Genomic DNA, 2,567 nt, shown 5'->3' with positions numbered 1-2,567 from the left:
CTGCCATCCTGAAGGCGCACGACGAGTGTGGAGCCTTCCAGATACATGGCGAAGTGATTGCCGCCGCCGGCGTAGCCAGATGCATCCTTCGCAAAAAGCCCCTGCGCGCCATTCGTGTCATCGGGCTGGAACGTGAAGGCAATCGTGCCAGCCTGCGTTTCGTACTTGCCCTCGTGCGGCAGTTCGATGACAGAGTTGCCGCTGCCGTCGAACGGCGTGTCGCCGAACGCCTCGTAGATCGGGATCGGCGAATTGTTCGGCGCGAAGACTTCGATCGTATAGGTGCCGGTACTGGTTTCGAAGCCGTCGGAGATCGAGTACTGTAGGGTTTCGGACCCCACAAAACCAACGTCGGGCGTGTAGCTCAACGACCCGTCCGCGGCGACTATGACAGAGCCGTTCTCCGCCTCTTGGAAGTCGACCACCACCAGGCCATCGCCATCCGCGTCGGTATCGTTTGCGAGAAGCCCAAGGACCGCATCGACGGTAAGGCTCTGACCAGCTTCGATGGAATAGGCATCTTCGACAACAGTCGGCGCATCGTTGACCACTTCAAGCACCACGGTACCGACTGCGGTGTCGGTCCCGTCTGATACGGTGTATTGCAGCGTCTCCACACCGACGAAACCTTCATTCGGCCAGTATACGAACGATCCGTCGGCGGCGACCGACAGGGTGCCGTTTGCCGCAGGATCGAAATTGATCACTTCCAGCGCATCACCGTCGTCGTCCGTATCGTTTGCGATCAGCCCGTCCGGCGCGGCAACGGTCAGCACTTCGCCCGGCCGCAGCACATAGCCGTCGTCGACGGTGCCGGGCGGTTGGTTCAGGACGTCATCGTCCTCGATCGTCGCCGATCCGATTGCCAGCACCGAATTCGACGCGAAGTCGCGCAATTCCAAGAAGAACGTCTCGGTACCTTCAACGACGGTGTCGTCAGTTATGCCAACCGACACACTGGTTACTGTCTGCCCGGCTGCAAAGTTGAACGGCAGAAAGAGACCGCTGGTGTAGTCTTCCGGGTCGGTCGCCGAGCCGTCCGCGAACGAAACGGTCAGAATATCACTCTCGACCGACGTATCTCCGCTCCGGACGATGAGGAGGCTAACGGTGCCGTCACCCTCGTTCACCGTGATGTCCTCGATCGAATAGCTGGATACCGGCGGCGACACCTCGACGTTGACCGTCGCGGTCACTGCTCCGCCCTGCCCGTCGTCCAGACTGTATTCAAAGCTGTCGGTTCCAGAGAATCCCGCATCGGGCGTGTACGTGAAAGACCCATCCGGACGGAGGACTACCGCGCCATTTTCGGGCTGAAGGAAACTGGCGATCGACAATGGATCGCCGTCGACGTCGAAGTCATTGTCCAGCACGCCCGGAACCGTGATGGTCAAGGCGGTCTCGAAACCGGTTGTGAAGCTGTCGTCCACCGCAACCGGCGCATCGTCCACCGGATTGACGGTCAACGTCACCGTCGCGGTGTCCGTCCCGCCGTTGCCGTCATCGACCAGGTAGGTGAAGCTGTCCGTCCCGTTGAAGTCCGCATCCGGATTGTAGGTGAACGACCCGTCCGGGTTCAGGTTCAGCGTCCCGTTCGACGTCCCGCTCACCAGGCTCACCGTCAGTGGATCGCCATCTGCATCGGTGTCGTTCGCCAGCACACCGCCGGCCAAGTTGGCGCCCGAGAAGACGTCCTCGTTCAGGGCGTAGCTATCGTCCGTCGCCACCGGATCGTCGTTCACCGGATTGACGGTCAACGTCACCGTCGCGGTGTCGGCCCCACCGTTGCCGTCGTCGACAAGGTAGGTGAAGCTGTCCGTCCCGTTGAAGTCCGCATCCGGATTGTAGGTGAACGACCCGTCCGGGTTCAGGCTCAGCGTCCCGTTCGACGTCCCGCTCACGAGGCTCACCGTCAGCGGATCGCCATCTGCATCGGTGTCGTTCGCCAGCACACCGCCAGCCACGTTGGCGCCCGAGAAGACGTCCTCGTTCAGGGCATAGCTGTCGTCCGTCGCCACCGGATCGTCGTTCACCGCGTTCACGGTAAGGCTCACCGTCGCGGTGTCCGTCCCGCCGTTGCCGTCGTCGACAAGGTACGTGAAACTGTCCGACCCGTTGAAGTTCGCGTCCGGCGTATAGGTGAACGACCCGTCCGGGTTCAGGCTCAGCGTCCCATTCGACGGGCCGGAGATCACCGAAACAGTCAGGAAATCTTCGTCAGGATCGTAGTCAGCACCTGCACCGTTGTCTGCAAGCACATTTCCAACGAGCGGGGTGTCTTCGTCCGTGCTGAAGACGTCATCGATGGCAACTGGCAGATCATTGTCGGCTCCGACAGCGATACTCACCGTCGCGGTATCCGTCCCACCGTTGCCGTCGTCGACGAGGTAGGTGAAGCTGTCCGACCCATTGAAGTCCGCATCGGGCGTGTACGTGAACGACCCGTCCGGGTTCAGGCTCAGCGTCCCATTAGACGGGCCCGTTTCCACAATGCTCGACAGCGTATCGCCATCGACGTCGGTGTCGTTCGCCAGCACACCCGGCAGCGAGATCACGAGGCTCGTATC

Annotated in this window: 1 protein-coding gene; it reads right to left on the bottom strand. The window is 61.3% G+C overall.

All coding sequences use genetic code 11. From position 1 onward, the window contains the following. A partial coding sequence (locus P1K30_RS23725; RefSeq protein ID WP_275635217.1) for an Ig-like domain-containing protein occupies positions 1-2,567 on the bottom strand: 2,567 nt, incomplete at both ends.

This window comes from Psychromarinibacter halotolerans, from assembly GCF_029168315.1.
Lineage (GTDB): Bacteria > Pseudomonadota > Alphaproteobacteria > Rhodobacterales > Rhodobacteraceae > Psychromarinibacter > Psychromarinibacter halotolerans.
The sequence above is the reverse complement of the archived record's forward strand: the minus strand, read 5'-3'. Positions and strand labels throughout refer to the sequence as shown.